The organism is Cellulomonas septica, from assembly GCF_012396155.1.
Lineage (GTDB): Bacteria > Actinomycetota > Actinomycetes > Actinomycetales > Cellulomonadaceae > Cellulomonas > Cellulomonas septica.
This window is the reverse complement of the sequence record NZ_JAAXOY010000009.1, coordinates 1-17,624: the sequence shown is the minus strand read 5'-3', so window position 1 is coordinate 17,624 and position 17,624 is coordinate 1. Positions and strand designations below refer to the sequence as shown.

The window sequence follows — 17,624 nt, the reverse complement described above, 5'->3', positions numbered from 1 at the left end:
GGCCCCAGCGGCGACACGCACGTTGACTAACTTTGTTCACTTGCCTAAGAATGCCACGCGGAGCAGGGTTCGCGAATGACCCCGACGGTGACGAAGCCCCTCCACACCGGCCGGCACGCGGAGGTGCCGGCCCGACGAGAGGATCAAGGATGTTCCCTCAGAAGCGACGCACCCGCGTCCTGGCGGTCGCGGCCGCCACCACCGTCCTCGCCCTCACGGCCGCGTGCTCGGGCGGCGGGGGCGGCAGCGAGGAGGCCAACGACGACGGCGATCCCGCAGGTGCCCTCACGGTCCTGACGTGGCGCACCGACCTCGTCGAGGACGGCACGTTCGACGACTACGTCGAGGCGTTCAAGGCCAAGTACCCCGAGGTGACCGACGTCAAGGTCGAGGGCATCACCGACTACGAGGGCGAGGTGAAGACGCGCATGAGCACCGACAACTACGGTGACGTCCTCGCGATCCCCGGCTCGGTGACCCCCGACCAGTACGCCGACTTCTTCGAGCCGCTCGGCACGCAGGAGGAGATCGGCGCCGAGTACCAGTGGATCAACGACAAGTCCTTCGAGGGCCAGTCGTACGGCATCCCGGTCGTCGGCAACGTGCAGGGCTACGTCTACAACAAGCGCGTGTGGGAGGAGGCCGGCGTCACCGAGTTCCCCGACACGCCCGAGGCCTTCCTCGACGCGCTGCAGAAGATCAAGGACAACGGCGTCGAGATCGCCCCGCTCTACACGAACTACAAGGACGGCTGGCCGCTGTCGCAGTGGGACGGCTGGCTGGGCGCGGTCACGGCCGACCCCGACTGGAAGAACGAGATCGTCGAGTCCGACACCCCGTGGACCCCGGACAGCGACTACGGCGTCGTCGACGGCCTCATCTACCAGGCGGTCGCGGACGGCCTGACCGAGGCCGACCCGACGACCACCAACTGGGAGGAGTCGAAGCGCCTGCTCGGCACCGGCCAGGTCGCGACCATGGTGCTCGGCTCGTGGGCCATCCCGCAGATGCAGGCCGCCGCGGAGGCCGCGGGCGAGGACCCGGCCGACATCGCGTACGCGCCGACGCCCGTCAAGGTCGACGGCAAGTTCCACTCCGTCGCCGGCGGTGACTACAACCTCGGCATCAACGTGCACTCGAAGAACAAGGCGACCGCGCGGGCGTGGATCGACTGGTTCAACCACGAGTCCGGCTTCTCGGAGTCGCAGGCCGGCCTCTCGCCGATCATCGACGGCCCCGTCCCGGCGGCCCTCGACGGCTTCGTCGCCGAGGTCGAGCTCATCACGCTGAACCCCGCCCCCGAGGGCAAGGAGGCGCTGTTCGGCGACATCGACAAGGCCTCGGGCATCGTCACGACGGACCCGAAGTTCCGTCAGCAGACCATCGACGACGCCCGCTCGGGCGCCCGCACCATCGAGCAGATCTTCGACGACCTCAACGCCAAGTGGGCCGAGGGTCGGGCGTCGGTCGCCTGAGAGGTCCTGCCATGACGACCGCTCCCTCGGGCCTGACCGGCCCGGTGACGGCGGCCGCGCAGCAGTCCGACGCGGTCCGCACCCCCCGGAAGCCCCGGGGCGGTGCGGGCCGCGGCACCGCGTGGTACCGCCGGCTCACGCCGTACTACTTCCTGCTGGTCCCCGTCGGGCTCCTGCTTCTCCTCACGTACGTCCCCGTGCTCAACATGTTCTGGTACTCGGTGACGGACTGGGACGGCCTCGACAAGACGAAGAACTTCGTCGGCCTCGAGAACTTCGTGGACGTGTTCACCGAGCCCGCGAACGTGCGGGTCTTCATCGTCTCGCTGTACTACTTCGTCGGGTCGTTCGTGCAGATGGCGCTCGCCCTGTACTTCGCGACGATCCTGTCGTTCAAGGTGCGCTTCAAGAACCTGTGGAAGGGCATCCTGTTCTTCCCGTACCTCATCAACGGCGTCGCGATCGGCCTGATCTTCCTCAACTTCCTCAAGCCCGGCGGCGGCCTCGACACCGTGCTCATGGCCGCGGGCCTGGAGAGCCTGATCCAGCAGTGGACGGGCGACCCGGACGTCGCGAACTACTCGCTCGCCGCGGTCTCCGTCTGGCGGTACATGGGCCTGAACTTCGTGATGTTCCTGGGCGCGATCCAGTCGATCAACGCCGAGATCTACGAGGCTGCGGAGATCGACGGCGCGAGCCGTTGGCAGCAGTTCTGGCACATCATCCTGCCGTCCATCCGGCCCATCGTCGGGCTGTCGTTCATCCTCGCGATCTCGGGCGCGCTCTCCGTCTTCGAGATCCCCTACGTCATGACGGGCGGCGCGAACGGCACCGAGACGTTCGTCATCCGCACGATCTGGACCGGCTTCGAGCGCAGCATGGTCGGCCTCGCGTCGGCCATGGCTGTCGTGCTCCTGCTGATCGTCCTGCTCATCACGTGGGTCCAGCGCAAGGTCGTCCCAGACGAGGAGGTGGATCTCGCATGATCCGCGCCGTCACCGGCACCGCCAAGTACGTCTCGCTCGTCGTGGCGTCGATCGCGATGCTCCTGCCGCTGGGGCTCATCGTGTTCGGGTCGTTCAAGACCGACCAGGAGTTCCTCTCGACGGGTCCGATGACCCCGCCGGCCGACTGGTTCAACGTCGACAACTACGTCACCGCGTTCACGCGCGGCAACATGCTCGGCGCGTTCGGGAACACCGTCTTCATCTTCGCGATGGCGATCGTCGGCACGATCCTCATCGGCGCCGCCACGGCCTACGCGCTCGACCGCTTCCGGTTCACGGGCCGGTCGTCGGTCCTCAAGCTCTTCCTGCTCGCGACCCTCGTGCCGGGCGTCACGACGCAGGTCGCGACGTTCCAGATCATCAACGGCCTGGGCCTCTACGACTCGCAGTTCGCGCTGATCCTGCTCTTCATGGGCACGGACATCATCTCGATCTACATCTTCCTGCAGTTCGTCCGCGCCATCCCCCGCTCGCTCGACGAGGCCGCGATGATCGAGGGCGCGGGGCATCTGCGGATCTTCTTCCAGATCATCCTGCCCAACCTCAAGCCGGCCATCGCGACCGTCGTCATCATCAAGGGCATCGGCATCTACAACGAGTTCTTCCTGCCCTTCCTCTACCTGCCGACCAAGTCGCTGCGCCCGATCTCGACGACCCTCTTCGACTTCAAGGGGCCGTTCGGCGCGCAGTGGGAGGTCATCTCCGCGGGCGTCGTCATCACGATCATCCCGATCCTCGTGCTGTTCCTGTTCTTGCAGCGCTGGATCTACAACGGCTTCACGTCGGGCGCCACGAAGTAGCGCCGCCGACGACGCGGGACCCGGCCGGCTCGACGGTCGGGTCCCGCGTCGCTCCAGTCCGGTGCCGCTCGTGCCGACACCACCTGCATGGACGTCGGCACCCTCACCGTCGTGACCGTCGGCGCGGCGGCCATGACGGTGCGCGCCGTCGTCCGTCTCGCCCGCGGGCGCGCGTCGTTCCCCGCGCTCGGCGTGACCGCGCTCGTCCTGTGGCTCGCGGTGACCGGCGTCGCCGGCTTCCACGAGGTCCGGCACCACCACGCGCAGGCCGTCGCGACGGACGCCACCCGTGCCGCGTCCGGCGTCCCGGACGCCCAGGTCGTGTGCCGACGCGTCGGCGCCGACTGGCTGGACCTCTCCGGCACGCTCGGCATGGTCCGCTACGACGACCCGCACACGTCGCTGCTGCGGGCGGAGACGTGCGCCCAGCTCGGCGGGTGGCTGTGGAGCTTCAAGCACGCGCCGTCGCTCGCGCAGGTGGTCGCGGTCCACGTCGTCTCGCACGAGGCGCAGCACGTGGCGGGCGAGTTCGACGAGGGGATCGCCGAGTGCCGCGCGGTCCGGCTCGACGCGGTGGTCGCGCGACGGATGGGCGCGACGCCCGCGCAGGCGGACGCGCTGGTCGACCGGTACGTCACGGAGGTCTACCCGCACCAGCGCCCGGAGTACCTGCGCGACTGCTCGACGGTGCCCTGACGCGGCGCGATCGCCCGTCCCGCGCGCCTCAGGTCCGTGTCGCGCGCACGAGCACGAGGTGCTCCGGGAACAGCACGGGCGCCTGCAGCCCGACCTCCGCCAGCACGCGACCCGTGAGCCGCACGCCTTCGGGCGTCCACCACGGCAGCGACAGCCAGTGGCTCCCGAGGCCCTCGACGACGTCGCCGGGCGGCTGCGGCCGCACGTGGTAGGTCGCGTCCGGGTCGAGCCCGGGGAACGTGAGCCGCCCCGTGGGCAGCGCGTCGGAGGTCGCGGTCGCGACGACGGCGAACAGCGCGTCGGAGGCGTCGGGCGCCACGACGCCGTGCACGTGGTGCGACGGGTCGGCGACGTCCGCGTGCACGGTCGTGCCGGTGTGCAGCAGCCCGCGCAGGTCCTGGTACGCGGCGACCCACGCGGCGAGCTCGGCGCGCTGCGCGTCGTCGGCCTCGCGCAGGTCCCACTCGATCCCGAGGTGGCCGAACAGCGCCGTGCCCGCCCGGAAGGACAGCGCGTGCCGCCGCCCGGTGCTGTGCGCGGTGTCGGACCCGACGTGCGCGCCGATCAGCTCGAGCGGGACCAGCAGGTTCGTCCAGCGCTGGATCTGCTGCCGCTCGAGCGCGTCGATGCAGTCGCTCCCCCAGATCCGGTCGGTGCGCTGGAGGATCTCCAGGTCGACGCGCCCGCCGCCCGACGAGCACGACTCGATCTCCACGCCGGGGTGCCGCGAGCGCAGCTCGTCGAGCAGGCGGTAGACGGCGAGCGTCTGACCGTGCACGCCCGCGACGCCGGCGTGCCCCGCGTCGACGAGGTCGCGGTTGTGGTCCCACTTGAGGTACCCGATCGCGTACTCGGTGAGCAGGGCGTCGAGCCGCTCGAGGACGTACGCGTACGCGTCGGGGTGCGCCAGGTCGAGGACCTGCTGGTGCCGGGCCGGGCGCGGGAGGCGCGCCGGGACGCGCAGGATCCAGTCCGGGTGCGCCCGGGCCAGGTCGGAGTCGGGGTTGACCATCTCCGGCTCGACCCACAGCCCGAACTGCATGCCCAGCCCGGTGACGTGGTCGACGAGCGGGTGCAGGCCGTCGGGCCAGACGTCGGCGGAGACGTACCAGTCGCCCAGCCCGCGCGTGTCGTCGCGCCGCGACCCGAACCAGCCGTCGTCGAGCACGTAGCGCTCCGCGCCGATCGCGGCCGCGGCGTCGGCGAGCTCGGTGAGCCGCGGGAGGTCGTGCTGGAAGTACACCGCCTCCCACGTGTTGAGCGTGACGGGCCGGGGCGTGCGCGGGTGCTGCGGGCGCGCCCGCATCCAGCGGTGGAACCGGCTCGCGAGCGCGTCGAGCCCGACGCCCCAGGACCCGTAGACCCACGGGCTCGTGTACGACTCCCCGGCCGCGAGCCGCACCTCCCCCGGGCTCAGCAGCTCGCCTCCGCCGAGCAGTCCGGGGTGGTAGTGGCTGCGCTCGGCGAGCGTGCGGTGGTTGCCGGACCACGCGGTGTGCACGCCCCAGACCTGCCCGCTGCGGTGCCCGAACGACGGCGTGCCCGCGACGAGCACGAACGCGGTGTCGTACCCGGTCCGTCCGCGGCGGTTGTCGCGCAGCCGCGTGCCGTGCGTGAAGGCGGTCCGCTGGGGGCTGCGCTCGCGCGCCCAGCGTCCGCTGAAGTCGAGCAGCTCGGTCGCGGCGGCGGGCACGGGCAGCGTGAGCAGCAGCCCGTCGACCGCGTACGGGTCGTCGGCGGTGTTGGTCAGCGTGCAGCGCTGCCGCACGAGCCCCTGCGCGGTGAGCTCGAGGACGAGCTCGAGCGCGAGCCCGGCCGCGTCGTCGGCGGCCTGCACGACGAGGCGCTGCGTCCCGTCGCCGGTGCGGTCCACGCGGTGCCCGGTGACGGTGAACGCCGTCGAGAAGTCCCGCCCGTCGCGCGACCCCGTGAGCCCGGGGGTGCCGAGGTGCCCGGCCGACTGCTCGGGCAGGACCGCGGCTGCCACCTCGCCGTCGACCGGGAAGCCGATCGGCAGGGGACGCGACGCGAGCCGCAGGTCCGCGAGCACGTCCGGGTCGAGGTCGCCGAGGTCCGCGCCCCAGTGCAGCACGCGCGGGAGCGTGCCGTCGGCGAGGTCGACGACGACGCTCACCCCGTCCGCACGCAGGTGGAGGAGGTCGGTGGTCGGGCGGGTGACCGGGACGTCGGCGTCCCGCTGCTCGGTGCTCACCCGACCAGTCTGGCATGTGATTGACTTACTTTATTCAGTTGTCTAACAATGGTCGCGGGTACCAGGCCGCCCCCTCGACCTCCGCTCGGAGGTCGCCGGGCCGCTCGCGACGACGCGGGTGGGCACGCCGGGCCCGCGGACCCAGGAGCGCGTGTCGATGATCACCCAGGACCTCCCCGACGGCTGGACGCTGACCGCCGTCGCCGGCCCCGTCCCCGCCGAGCTCGTCGGCGTCCGCGTCCGGGCGCGCGTCCCGGGCACGAGCCACACCGCGCTGCTCGACGAGGGCCTGATCCCCGACCCGTACCTCGACCGCAACGAGGACGCGCTCGCCTGGATGCGGCGCACCGACTGGGCGTACGAGCGCCAGCTCGACCTCGCCCCCGCCGCCGACGACGAGCGCGTCGACCTGGTGTTCGACGGCATCGACACGGTCGCCACCCTGACGCTCGACGGCCACGAGCTCGGCCGCACGGCCAACCAGCACCGCTCCTACCGCTTCGACGTGCGCGACCTGGTGCGTCCCGACACGCAGCGCCTGCGCGTGCTCCTGCACTCCGCGATCGTGCACGCCGAGGCGGAGGCCGCGCGCCTCAGGCCCCGCCCGCTCGCGTACCCGCAGCCGTTCAACATGGTCCGCAAGATGGCCTGCTCGTTCGGCTGGGACTGGGGACCGGACCTGCAGACGGCCGGCCTGTGGAAGCCCGTGCGCGTCGAGCGCTGGCGCACCGCGCGCCTCGCGCAGGTCCGCCCGCTCGTGACCGTCGACGCCGACGGCACCGGACGCGTCCGGGTGCACGCGGACCTCGAGCGCTCGGGTCTGCCCGGCGGCGACCTCCCCGTCACCGTCCGCGCGCGCGTCCTCGGCGCCGACGTCACCGTCGTCGTGCCGGGCGACCGGACGGACGCCGTCGTCGAGCTCGAGGTCCCGCACGCTCCCCTGTGGTGGCCGGTCGGCCACGGCCCGCAGCCGCTGCCCGAGCTCACCGTCGCGCTCGGCACCGCGGGCGCCGACGAGCCGCTCGACACCTGGACGCGCCGCATCGGCTTCCGCACGGTCGAGGTCGACACCGTCCCCGACGACGACGGCACGCCCTTCACGTTCCGCGTCAACGGCCGCCCGATCTTCGTCAAGGGTGCCAACTGGATCCCCGACGATCACCTGCTGACCCGGATCACCCGCGAGCGCCTGACCCGACGCCTCGACCAGGCCGTCGAGGCGAACCTCAACCTGCTGCGCGTGTGGGGCGGCGGCATCTACGAGTCCGACGACTTCTACGAGCTCGCCGACGAGCGCGGCCTGCTCGTGTGGCAGGACTTCCTGCTCGCGTGCGCCGCGTACCCCGAGGAGCAGCCGATCTGGGACGAGCTCGAGGCCGAGGCCCGCGAGAACGTCGCCCGCCTCACCCCGCACCCCTCGCTCGTGCTGTGGAACGGCGGCAACGAGAACCTCTGGGGCTTCGTGGACTGGGGGTGGCAGGAGGACCTGCAGGGCCGCACGTGGGGCCTGCGGATCGCGACCGAGCTGCTCAAGGGCGTCGTCGCCGAGCTCGACCCGACGCGCCCCTACGCCGACGGCTCGCCGTACTCACCGGGCTTCGCGCTCGACGACGTCCACCCCAACCACCCGGACCACGGCACCCACCACGAGTGGGAGGTCTGGAACCGCGTCGACTACACCGTCTACCGCGACGACGTCCCGCGCTTCTGCTCCGAGTTCGGCTTCCAGGGCCCGCCCACGTGGACCACCCTGACGCGCGCGGTCCGCTCCGACGACGGCGGCCCGCTCACCAAGGAGGACCCGACGTTCCTCCTGCACCAGAAGGCCGAGGACGGCAACGGCAAGCTCGACCGCGGCCTCGCACCGCACCTCGGCGTGCCCGACGACTTCGCCGACTGGCACTGGGCGACGCAGCTCAACCAGGCGCGTGCGGTGGCGTTCGCGATCGAGCACTACCGCTCGTGGTGGCCGCGCACGGCCGGCGCGATCGTCTGGCAGCTCAACGACTGCTGGCCCGTGACCTCCTGGGCAGCCGTCGACGGCGACGAGCGCCCCAAGCCGTTGTGGCACGCGCTGCGCCGCGCCTACGCGCCGCGCCTCCTGACGGTCCAGCCGCGCGACGACCGCGACATGCTCGCGGTGGTCAACGACACGGCCGGCATCTGGCAGGGCGTCGTCCACCTCTCGCGGCGCCGGCTCGACGGCACGACGATCGCCGAGGTCGAGCTCGCGCTCGCCGTCGGCGCGTGGTCGGTGGGCCTGTTCGCGCTGCCGCCCGAGGTCGCGACCCCCGACGACCCGGCGGGCGAGGTCCTCGTCGCGCGGCTCGGCGACGTGCAGACCGTCCACACGTGGGTCGAGGACGTCGACCTCGCCCTGGACCCCTCGCCCCTCACGGCGACGGTGACGCCCGTGCAGGACGGCTACCGCGTCGACGTCACGGCCCGGTCGTTCGCCCGCTCGGTGACCCTCCACGTCGACCGGTTCGACCCCGCCGCGGTCGTCGACACCGCGCTCGTCGACGTCCCCGGCGGCGAGACCGCGTCCTTCCACGTCCGCACCACCGTCCGCACCGACCCCGAGGCCCTGACCCGTCCCCCCGTCCTGCGCACGGCCAACGACGTCGTCGTCCCCCGTGCACCGCAGACGGCGGCCGGCGCCGCGCGTGACCTCGAGTCGTCCCGCTGACCTGCGCACGCCCGCCAGTACGCTGGCGGGCGTGACGCACGGCATGGATGCGGTCGGACTGGTCCTCGCCCGGCCTGCCCGGATGCTCGGCCTCGAGCCCTTCTTCATGGAGCTCATCGCCGGGATCGAGGAGTCGCTCGCGGTCGAGGGGCGCTCGTTGCTGCTGCACGTCGTCCCCGACCACGACGCGGAGATCGCCGCCTACCGGCGCTGGGGCGAGGGCAAGCTGGTCGACGCGGTCGTCGTCGTCAACCTCGCGCTCGAGGACCACCGGCTCGCGGTGCTGGGCGAGCTCGGCATCCCGACGGTCGTCGTCGGCGGACCGACGCCCGACCTGCCGTTCGCCAACGTCTGGATCGACAACGGCCAGGCGATGCGCGACGCCGTCGGCCACCTCGTCGGCCTCGGACACCTGCGCCTCGCGCGGGTCTCCGGGCCGCGCACGCTCGCGCACACCCAGGCCCGGACCGAGGCGTTCGTCGCCGAGTGCGCGCGCCTGGGCGCGCAGGGCAGCGTCGTCGAGGGCGACTACGGCGAGGAGTCCGCGACCCGCGCGACGCGCGCGCTGCTGGGCCGCGGCTCGCCGCCGTCCGCGATCATCTTCGACAACGACGTCATGGCCATCTCCGGCCTGCGCGTCGCCGCGGAGATGGGCGTGCCCGTCCCCGAGCGCCTCTCGCTGCTCGCCTGGGACGACTCGGCCCTCTGCCGCCTCGCCAGTCCCGCCCTGTCCGCGATGAGCCTCGACGTCCACGCGATGGGCGTCCAGGTCGCCGACTGCGTGCTCAACCTGCTCGCCGACGGCCCCGTCACCTCGTACACCGCACCGCAGCCCCGGCTCGTCACCCGCGGGACCACCGCACCGCCCGCCCGGACGCCCTGACACCCCTGCGTGACCTGCGCCGCAAGGCGTCCACCTGCGCAGACGCGTCACGGGTGGTTGGGTAGGAGGATGAGCACGGCGCCCGCCCCGGTCCCTGTCGACTCCGGCACGCTGAGCGCGGTGGCGCACGGCAGCTACTACGACCCGCACGGGGTGCTGGGCCCGCACGTCGGCGACGGCGGCGTCACGATCCGCTCGCTGCGCCCGCTCGCGGACAAGGTCGTCGTCATCACGGCGGACACCCGCGTACCCGCGCAGCACGAGCAGGACGGCATCTGGGTCGCGGTCCTCCCGGGCACCGACGTGCCCGACTACCGCATCGAGGTCACGTACGGCGACGACGTGCACCTCGGCGACGACCCGTACCGCTTCCTGCCCACCGTCCAGGAGCTCGACCGCCACCTCATCCGCGAGGGCCGCCACGAGCAGCTGTGGACCGTCCTCGGCGCGCGCGTCCGCAGCTACCCCGGCGTCCTGGGCGACGTCCAGGGCACGTCGTTCGCCGTGTGGGCGCCCAACGCGCAGGCCGTGCGCGTCGTCGGCGACTTCAACTACTGGCAGGGCGCGACGCACGCGATGCGCTCGCTGGGCGACAGCGGCGTGTGGGAGATCTTCGCGCCGGGCGTCGGCGCCGGCTCGCGCTACAAGTTCGAGATCCTCGGCCGCGACGGCTCCTGGCGGCAGAAGGCCGACCCGATGGCCCGAGGCACCGAGGTCCCGCCCGCGACGGCCTCGGTCGTCGTCGAGACGAGCCACGCGTGGTCCGACGACGAGTGGATGACCGCCCGCACCCAGCGCGACCCGCACACCGGCCCGCTCAGCATCTACGAGGTGCACCTCGGTTCGTGGCGCCAGGGCCTGTCCTACCGCGACCTCGCGCACCAGCTCACCGAGTACGTCGTCGACCTCGGGTTCACGCACGTCGAGTTCCTGCCCGTCTCCGAGCACCCGTTCGGCGGGTCGTGGGGCTACCAGGTGTCGTCGTACTTCGCGCCGACCTCCCGGTTCGGCCACCCCGACGACTTCAAGTTCCTGGTCGACACCCTCCACCGCGCCGGCGTCGGCGTCATCATCGACTGGGTCCCCGCGCACTTCCCCAAGGACGAGTGGGCCCTCGCGCAGTTCGACGGCACGCCGCTCTACGAGCACCCCGACCCGCTGCTCGGCGAGCACCCCGACTGGGGCACGTACGTCTTCAACTTCGGCCGGTCCGAGGTCCGCAACTTCCTCGTCGCGAACGCCGTCTACTGGCTCGAGGAGTTCCACGTCGACGGTCTGCGCGTCGACGCCGTCGCCTCGATGCTCTACCTCGACTACTCACGCCGCCCGGGCCAGTGGCGCCCGAACAAGTACGGTGGCCGCGAGAACCTCGACGCGATCTCCTTCATGCAGGAGGCCAACGCAACCGCGTACAAGCGCGCGCCCGGCATCCTCATGATCGCCGAGGAGTCCACCGCGTGGCCCGGCGTCACCGCCCCCACCGACGGCAACGGCCTCGGGTACGGCCTCAAATGGAACATGGGCTGGATGAACGACACGCTCCGCTACGCCTCGGAGCAGCCCATCCACAAGCGGTACCACCACCACGAGGTCACGTTCTCGATGGTGTACGCCTACTCCGAGCGCTTCGTGCTCCCCATCTCGCACGACGAGGTCGTCCACGGCAAGGGCTCCCTGTACGAGCGCATGCCCGGCGACCACTGGCAGAAGCTCGCCGGTGTCCGCGGACTCCTCGCCTACCAGTGGACCCACCCCGGCAAGCAGCTGCTCTTCATGGGCAGCGAGTTCGCGCAGCAGACCGAGTGGGCCGAGTCGCGCTCCCTCGACTGGCACGCCCTCGACGACTCCCTGCACGCCGGGGTACGCGACAGCATCCGCGACCTCAACCGCGTCTACCGCGAGAACCCGGCCCTCTGGGAGCTCGACCACTCCCCCGAGGGCTTCGAGTGGATCGACTCGAACGACGCCGACCGCAACACGCTCGCGTACCTCCGTAAGGCCGTCGACGGCCCGCCCGCCGCGGTCGTGATCAACTTCGCCGGCGTCCCCCACGAGGACTACCGCCTGGCCCTCCCGTCGGGCGGGCGCTGGCGTGAGGCCTTCAACTCCGACTCGGAGAGCTACGGCGGCTCGGGCGTCGGCAACCTCGGCGCCGTCGACGCCGAGCCCGTCCCCCACTACGGCCGCCCCTACTCGGCCTCGGTCCGCATCCCCCCGTTCGGCGCGGTCATCTTCGTCGCCGAGGACACCACCCCCGCCTGACCCCGCACCACACCACACCACACCACACCCGTACCACACGCGCGCCGCACCCGCGTCGCACCCGCACCGCGACGCGGGACCCACGCCATCCGCGCGACCGCGGCTGCGCATCCATGCCGGACCTCTGCTCATCCACGCCGGACCTGAGGCGTCGTCACGCGGGCGACGCCCTGAGTCCCGCACGCACTCGCGCAGCGGCCTCGTCGAGCTCGGGACGTGGTCGAACGCGCCAGTCGGCCGAGATCCGGAATCCGTCCCCCGGCGTCCGCGGAAAGACATGCAGGTGGAGGTGGAAGACCTCCTGGAACGCAGCCTCGCCGTCCGCGAGGAACAGGTTGACGCCGTCGCACGGCAGCTCCGATGCACGCAGCGCGGCTGCCATCCGTTGCCCCGCCCGGAACACAGCAGCCCCGAGGCCCACGCCGACGTCGGCGAGGTAGGGCCGGTGCTCCTTCGGGACGACCAGGAGGTGCCCGGTGGTCACCGGCTGCAGGTCCATGAACGCGAGGACGTCGCCGTCCTCGTACACCGGGCTCGACTCGAGCTCGCCGGCCACGATCAGGCAGAACACACAGTCGTCGTCCCTCACCATGCGCCCACCCTGCCCGACCAGCCGGCGACAGGCACGACGCGTCGGACCCGACGCGACACCCCCGTCACTCCAAGCCCGACCCGCCGGCCGGCGACCGCGACGGCCACCGTGGGCCAGGGGCTTCAGCAACACTGAGCGCCGTCCGACACCGTTCCAATCCTGCCCTCGCACCGGGAAACCGCCGATGCCCGCGCCGACGCTCGGCGACGCGGTCGGCCCCGCGCTGCTTCCGGAAAACAGAAAGAGCCACCCCAGCGATGGGGTGGCTCTTTCTGAATGGTGTCCGGCGGCGTCCTACTCTCCCACACCCTGGCGAGTGCAGTACCATCGGCGCTGAAGGGCTTAGCTTCCGGGTTCGGAATGGGACCGGGCGTTTCCCCTTCGCTATGACCGCCGTAACGTTGTCGAGTTGTCAAACGGGTTCCCGTTCGTCTCTCGGGAACCGCACAGTGGACGCGTAGCAATGAATGGGTGGTGAAGTTGTCGGCTTATTAGTACCGGTCAGCTGCGAGGGTCGTTGGTCCCCTCTTCCACATCCGGCCTATCAACCCCGTGGTCTAGCGGGGTGCCTCTCGGGACGAGTCCCGTGGAAACCTCATCTTGAAGCAGGCTTCCCGCTTAGATGCTTTCAGCGGTTATCCCTTCCGAACGTAGCCAACCAGCCGTGCTCCTGGCGGAACAACTGGCACACCAGAGGTTCGTCCGTCCCGGTCCTCTCGTACTAGGGACAGCCCTTCTCAAGTTTCCTGCGCGCGCAGCGGATAGGGACCGAACTGTCTCACGACGTTCTAAACCCAGCTCGCGTACCGCTTTAATGGGCGAACAGCCCAACCCTTGGGACCTACTCCAGCCCCAGGATGCGACGAGCCGACATCGAGGTGCCAAACCATGCCGTCGATATGGACTCTTGGGCAAGATCAGCCTGTTATCCCCGGGGTACCTTTTATCCGTTGAGCGACGGCGCTTCCACAAGCCACCGCCGGATCACTAGTTCCGACTTTCGTCCCTGCTCGACCTGTCAGTCTCACAGTCAAGCTCCCTTGTGCACTTGCACTCGCCACCTGATTGCCAACCAGGCTGAGGGAACCTTTGAGCGCCTCCGTTACATTTTAGGAGGCAACCGCCCCAGTTAAACTACCCACCAGGCACTGTCCCTAGTCCGGATCACGGACCGAGGTTAGATGTCCAGAGCGACCAGAGTGGTATTTCAACGTTGACTCCACCGACACTGGCGTGCCGGCTTCACAGTCTCCCACCTATCCTACACAAGCCGCACCGAACACCAATACCAAGCTATAGTAAAGGTCCCGGGGTCTTTCCGTCCTGCTGCGCGTAACGAGCATCTTTACTCGTAGTGCAATTTCGCCGAGTTCGCGGTTGAGACAGCGGAGAAGTCGTTACGCCATTCGTGCAGGTCGGAACTTACCCGACAAGGAATTTCGCTACCTTAGGATGGTTATAGTTACCACCGCCGTTTACTGGGGCTTAAATTCTGAGCTTCGCCTTGCGGCTGACCCGTCCTCTTAACCTTCCAGCACCGGGCAGGCGTCAGTCCGTATACATCGTCTTGCGACTTCGCACGGACCTGTGTTTTTAGTAAACAGTCGCTTCTCCCTGGTCTCTGCGGCCCTTCACGCTCCCCGAGCAAGTCGGTTCACGCTTCAGGCCCCCCTTCTCCCGAAGTTACGGGGGCATTTTGCCGAGTTCCTTAACCACGATTCTCTCGATCGCCTTGGTATTCTCTACCTGACCACCTGAGTCGGTTTGGGGTACGGGCGGCTAGAACCTCGCGTCGAGGCTTTTCTTGGCAGCATAGGATCACCAGATTCCCGCGTTCGCGGTCACCGTCAGCTCTCAGGCTCGTGAGGTGCGGATTTGCCTACACCTCGCCCTACGACCTTGGACGTGGACTACCATCGCCACGCTTGGCTACCTTCCTGCGTCACCCCTGTTAACACGCTTACCTACTACCGGTTCGGGTCCCGTGCTCCCCGGCCCGGTGCACCCGAAGGTGCGGTGGGCCGGCTCGGACGGTCAGCATCACCGGGCTCGGTATGGGCGGTTCTTCGCCGGTACGGGAATATCAACCCGTTGTCCATCGACTACGCCTGTCGGCCTCGCCTTAGGTCCCGACTTACCCAGGGCGGATTAGCCTGGCCCTGGAACCCTTGGTCATTCGGCGGACGGGTTTCTCACCCGTCATTCGCTACTCATGCCTGCATTCTCACTCGTGTGGCGTCCACCGCTGGGTTACCCCGCGACTTCGCCCGCCACACGACGCTCCCCTACCCATCCACACGACTGAACCACGAAGGCTTGTCTAACGTGTGAATGCCACAGCTTCGGCGGTATGCTTGAGCCCCGCTACATTGTCGGCGCGGAATCACTTGACCAGTGAGCTATTACGCACTCTTTCAAGGGTGGCTGCTTCTAAGCCAACCTCCTGGTTGTCTGTGCAACTCCACATCCTTTCCCACTTAGCATACGCTTAGGGGCCTTAGCTGGTGGTCTGGGCTGTTTCCCTCTCGACTACGGAGCTTATCCCCCGCAGTCTCACTGCCACGCTCTGGCTTACCGGCATTCGGAGTTTGGCTAACGTCAGTAACCTGGTGGGGCCCATCGGCTATCCAGTAGCTCTACCTCCGGCAAGAAACGCGTGACGCTGCACCTAAATGCATTTCGGGGAGAACCAGCTATCACGGAGTTTGATTGGCCTTTCACCCCTAACCACAGGTCATCCCCCAGGTTTTCAACCCTGGTGGGTTCGGGCCTCCACGCGGTCTTACCCGCGCTTCACCCTGCCCATGGCTAGATCACTCCGCTTCGGGTCTAGAGCACGCGACTGAATCGCCCTGTTCGGACTCGCTTTCGCTACGGCTTCCCCACACGGGTTAACCTCGCCACGTACCACTAACTCGCAGGCTCATTCTTCAAAAGGCACGCCGTCACCCCTGCTAGGGAGGCTCCGACGGTTTGTAGGCACACGGTTTCAGGTACTATTTCACTCCCCTCCCGGGGTACTTTTCACCTTTCCCTCACGGTACTTGTCCGCTATCGGTCACTAGGTAGTATTTAGGCTTACACAGTGGTCTGTGCAGATTCACTCCAGGTTTCTCGGGCCCGGAGCTACTTGGGATCCCTCTCGGGAGGCCACGCCATTTCGTCTACGGGGGTACCACCCTCTGTGCCGGGCCTTTCAATGCCCTTCGACTATGACGCGACTTTCTGACTCCCTGCTGGTTCGGCAGAACCAGCGAAGAGGTCCCACAACCCCGCATGCGCAACGCCTGCCGGCTTGAACACGCATACGGTTTGGCCTGATCCGCTTTCGCTCGCCACTACTCACGGAATATCTCTTCCTGCCGGTACTGAGATGTTTCACTTCCCGGCGTTCCCTCCACACACCCTATATATTCAGGTGCGGGTCACACGACATGACTCGTGCGGGGTTTCCCCATTCGGACATCCTCGGATCACGGTTCGTTTGCCAACTCCCCGAGGCTTATCGCAGGCTACCACGTCCTTCTTCGGCTCCTAGTGCCAAGGCATCCACCCTGTGCCCTTATAAACTTGACCACAAAGATCATTCAAAGATGCTCGCGTCCACTGTGCAGTTCTCAAGCTACGACCGGGTGACTCACCTGTATCCGTCCGAGCGCCTACCCACCACGCGGTGGACGGTTCACTGGACCAGGCGGCCCGCAGGCCGACGCGCACCCACCCACCCGCAGGCAGATCAGGTGCGCGCACCGACCCCGAGATCCCAACCTTGACGGCTGTTCCCTCAGGACCCAACAGCGTGCCAGGCCGACCCAGGTCACCCGGTGTGGACCTCCGTTCCCTCCCCGCAGACGAGCTGCAGGCGTACTAGGAGCCACCGGAACCAAGCCGGCCGTAGTCGATGTTCCACCCTCGAGCACCACCCCCGACACGTTCGGCCGGGGCGTGGGCCTGGACACCACAAGCCCACCCATGACAGGCGAACCCGGTGCCAGATGCTCCTTAGAAAGGAGGTGATCCAGCCGCACCTTCCGGTACGGCTACCTTGTTACGACTTAGTCCCAATCGCCAGTCCCACCTTCGACGGCTCCCCCCACAAGGGTTGGGCCACCGGCTTCGGGTGTTACCGACTTTCGTGACTTGACGGGCGGTGTGTACAAGGCCCGGGAACGTATTCACCGCAGCGTTGCTGATCTGCGATTACTAGCGACTCCGACTTCATGGGGTCGAGTTGCAGACCCCAATCCGAACTGAGACCGGCTTTTTGGGATTCGCTCCACCTCGCGGTATCGCAGCCCTTTGTACCGGCCATTGTAGCATGCGTGAAGCCCAAGACATAAGGGGCATGATGATTTGACGTCATCCCCACCTTCCTCCGAGTTGACCCCGGCAGTCTCCCATGAGTCCCCGGCATAACCCGCTGGCAACATGGGACGAGGGTTGCGCTCGTTGCGGGACTTAACCCAACATCTCACGACACGAGCTGACGACAACCATGCACCACCTGTACACCGACCTTACGGGGAGCACATCTCTGCACTTTTCCGGTGTATGTCAAGCCTTGGTAAGGTTCTTCGCGTTGCATCGAATTAATCCGCATGCTCCGCCGCTTGTGCGGGCCCCCGTCAATTTCTTTGAGTTTTAGCCTTGCGGCCGTACTCCCCAGGCGGGGCACTTAATGCGTTTGCTGCGGCACAGAGCTCGTGGAATGAGCCCCACACCTAGTGCCCAACGTTTACGGCATGGACTACCAGGGTATCTAATCCTGTTCGCTCCCCATGCTTTCGCTCCTCAGCGTCAGTTGCGGCCCAGTGACCTGCCTTCGCCATCGGTGTTCCTCCTGATATCTGCGCATTCCACCGCTACACCAGGAATTCCAGTCACCCCTACCGCACTCTAGTCTGCCCGTACCCACTGCAAGCCCCAGGTTGAGCCTGAGGTTTTCACAGCAGACGCGACAGACCGCCTACGAGCTCTTTACGCCCAATAATTCCGGACAACGCTTGCG

9 protein-coding genes and 3 rRNA genes are annotated in these 17,624 nt (G+C 68.4%); 7 read left to right on the top strand and 5 right to left on the bottom strand.

The genetic code is table 11. The features are described 5' to 3' along the window. Positions 1 to 149: 149 nt before the first annotated feature. The 4 genes from HGA02_RS01435 (at position 150) to HGA02_RS01420 (ending at position 3,978) form a co-directional block, all read left to right on the top strand. Positions 150 to 1,475, top strand: a complete 1,326-nt coding sequence (locus HGA02_RS01435; protein ID WP_168676801.1) for an ABC transporter substrate-binding protein — start codon at positions 150 to 152, stop codon at positions 1,473 to 1,475. 11 nt (positions 1,476 to 1,486) lie between these two features. Then, positions 1,487 to 2,461, top strand: a complete 975-nt coding sequence (locus tag HGA02_RS01430; RefSeq protein WP_168676799.1) for a carbohydrate ABC transporter permease — start codon at positions 1,487 to 1,489, stop codon at positions 2,459 to 2,461. Continuing rightward, on the top strand, positions 2,458 to 3,282 hold the full coding sequence (locus HGA02_RS01425) for a carbohydrate ABC transporter permease (protein WP_168676797.1): 825 nt from the start codon (positions 2,458 to 2,460) through the stop codon (positions 3,280 to 3,282). The genes HGA02_RS01430 and HGA02_RS01425 overlap by 4 nt, the downstream gene beginning before the upstream one ends. 87 nt (positions 3,283 to 3,369) lie before the next feature. After that, entirely contained in the window at positions 3,370 to 3,978 is a 609-nt protein-coding gene (locus HGA02_RS01420) for a hypothetical protein (RefSeq protein ID WP_168676795.1), read from the top strand. 28 nt (positions 3,979 to 4,006) lie between these two features. On the opposite strand, the gene HGA02_RS01415 is transcribed toward HGA02_RS01420, so the two are convergent. Then, a complete protein-coding gene (locus HGA02_RS01415) occupies positions 4,007 to 6,190 on the bottom strand; it encodes an alpha-galactosidase (protein WP_168676793.1) in 2,184 nt (727 codons plus the stop codon). A 157-nt stretch (positions 6,191 to 6,347) separates the two neighbouring features. Here HGA02_RS01415 and HGA02_RS01410 point away from each other — a divergent pair, with 157 nt between their 5' ends. The 3 genes from HGA02_RS01410 to glgB all read left to right on the top strand — a co-directional run bounded on the left by HGA02_RS01410 (position 6,348) and on the right by glgB (position 12,024). Continuing rightward, entirely contained in the window at positions 6,348 to 8,879 is a 2,532-nt protein-coding gene (locus HGA02_RS01410) for a glycoside hydrolase family 2 protein (RefSeq protein ID WP_168676791.1), read from the top strand. Positions 8,880 to 8,910: 31 nt separating this feature from the next. Next, positions 8,911 to 9,762, top strand: a complete 852-nt coding sequence (locus tag HGA02_RS01405; RefSeq protein ID WP_343035194.1) for a LacI family DNA-binding transcriptional regulator — start codon at positions 8,911 to 8,913, stop codon at positions 9,760 to 9,762. 69 nt (positions 9,763 to 9,831) lie between these two features. Then, on the top strand, positions 9,832 to 12,024 hold the full coding sequence (gene glgB, locus HGA02_RS01400; RefSeq protein ID WP_168676787.1) for a 1,4-alpha-glucan branching protein GlgB: 2,193 nt from the start codon (positions 9,832 to 9,834) through the stop codon (positions 12,022 to 12,024). 154 nt (positions 12,025 to 12,178) lie between these two features. Here glgB and HGA02_RS01395 read toward each other — a convergent pair whose 3' ends face one another. The 4 genes from HGA02_RS01395 to HGA02_RS01380 all read right to left on the bottom strand — a co-directional run. Continuing rightward, positions 12,179 to 12,616 carry an HIT family protein gene (locus tag HGA02_RS01395; RefSeq protein ID WP_168676785.1) on the bottom strand — a complete coding sequence of 146 codons (438 nt, stop codon included), beginning with the start codon at positions 12,614 to 12,616 and terminating at the stop codon, positions 12,179 to 12,181. Between the two features lie 281 nt (positions 12,617 to 12,897). After that, positions 12,898 to 13,014 (bottom strand): 5S ribosomal RNA (rrf, locus tag HGA02_RS01390). Between the two features lie 73 nt (positions 13,015 to 13,087). After that, positions 13,088 to 16,192, bottom strand: a 23S ribosomal RNA gene (locus HGA02_RS01385). Positions 16,193 to 16,622: 430 nt separating this feature from the next. Next, positions 16,623 to 17,624: ribosomal RNA gene (locus tag HGA02_RS01380) — 16S ribosomal RNA — on the bottom strand; the annotation flags it as partial.